This is a genomic window from Luedemannella flava (genome assembly GCF_039528515.1).
GTDB classification, from domain to species: Bacteria; Actinomycetota; Actinomycetes; order Mycobacteriales; family Micromonosporaceae; genus Luedemannella; species Luedemannella flava.
In genome coordinates this window covers 1-1,222 of record NZ_BAAALT010000335.1, presented here as the reverse complement: position 1 = coordinate 1,222, position 1,222 = coordinate 1, and the positions used below count along the sequence as shown (strand labels likewise).

Genomic DNA, 1,222 nt, shown 5'->3' with positions numbered 1-1,222 from the left:
CGGGGCGGCGGCGCCAGCGCGGTGACCGCCGCGACCCGGGCGGCCGTCTCGCGGGCGTCCGCGACCTCGACGGCGCACACCGCGCAGTCGCGCACGTGCCGGGCGAACGCGGCCCGCTCGACGTCGTCGAGGGCGTCGAGGGCGTACGCGCCGGAAAGGGAGTGGATATCGGTGCTCATGCCGCCACCTCGCTTCGCGAGGCGTCGCCATGAGTTGAACCTGAGCTGATGGTTCGCTCGCTACGCTCGCTCACCCGACGCTCACCCCCAAACAGTCGCGCAGGCGGATGAGCCCGTCGCGCATGCGCGTCTTGATCGTGGGAAGTGCGGTGCCGAGCAGGTCGGCGACCTCGCGGTAGGTGTGCCCGCCGTAGTACGCCAGGGTGATCGCCTCGCGCTGCAGCTCGGTGAGGCCCTTCAGGCAGCGGCGCACCTGCTGCTGTTCCAACCGCGCCGTCGCCGCCTCGACCACCTCGTCGTACGGGGTGTCGACGGTCGCCACCCGGCGCTCCCGATCGACGCTGGCCTGCGCCGTCCGGACCCGGTCCACCGACCGCCGGTGCGCGATCGTGAGCACCCACGCGGCCCCCGAACCCTTGGCCGCGTCGAAGCGGCCGGCGGTGCGCCACACCTCGACCAGGACCTCCTGGGTGACCTCCTCGGCCTGCGCCGGGTCGCGGACCACCCGCCGGGCGATCCCGTACACCTTGGGCGCGAGCAGGTCATACAGCTCGCCGAAGGCGCGCTCGTCCCCGCGCGCCACGAGCGTCAGCAACTCGCCGGCGTCGGGCTCCGCCGGCGGTTCGCCGCCCGGCCTTTCCGCCGGCATCCGACCAGGTCTCACCCGTCACACCCTTCCACGCGGCCGTCACCCCGTATTCGGCGCGGGGGGCAGGGCGGATGGGTTGCTCACCCGGACAGGCAGCCGCCCCCGGGCAGCGTCCCGACGACCGCGTCGGTCACCGGCTCGCCGAAGTCGTACTGGAACGCGAGGACGCACGCCCCGTCGAGGGGCACCACGTACAGGATGCTGCCCGCCGGGGCGGGGTCGGCGGCGGTGGCCACCCGCACGAGCGCGGAGCCCTGACCGGCCCCGGCCAACGCGCCGCGCACCTCCTCGACGAGGCGGGCGCGCGACGCGGCGACGGGCGGGCCGTGCAGGCACAGGTCCCGGTCCCGCTCGCAGGCGGCGTCGGTGGCGTCGGCGACCGCCCCGCGCAGCG

At 75.3% G+C, this 1,222-nt stretch carries 3 protein-coding genes; all 3 read right to left on the bottom strand.

Annotated features, from left to right (window positions below; all coding sequences use genetic code 11):
• On the bottom strand, window positions 1-179 hold a 179-nt coding region (locus tag ABD211_RS33090), incomplete at its 3' end, for an RskA family anti-sigma factor (RefSeq protein ID WP_344140464.1).
• A 70-nt stretch (window positions 180-249) separates the two neighbouring features.
• Window positions 250-828, bottom strand: coding sequence for an ECF RNA polymerase sigma factor SigK (gene sigK / locus ABD211_RS33085; protein WP_344140462.1), 579 nt, complete (start codon window positions 826-828; stop codon window positions 250-252).
• An 80-nt stretch (window positions 829-908) separates the two neighbouring features.
• On the bottom strand, window positions 909-1,222 hold a 314-nt coding region (locus ABD211_RS33080), incomplete at its 5' end, for a hypothetical protein (protein ID WP_344140460.1).

Coding starts and splice junctions, on each gene's coding strand:
- sigK (WP_344140462.1), bottom strand. CDS start 828: ATGCCGGCGGAAAGGCCGGGCGGCGAACCGCCGGCGGAGCCCGACGCC.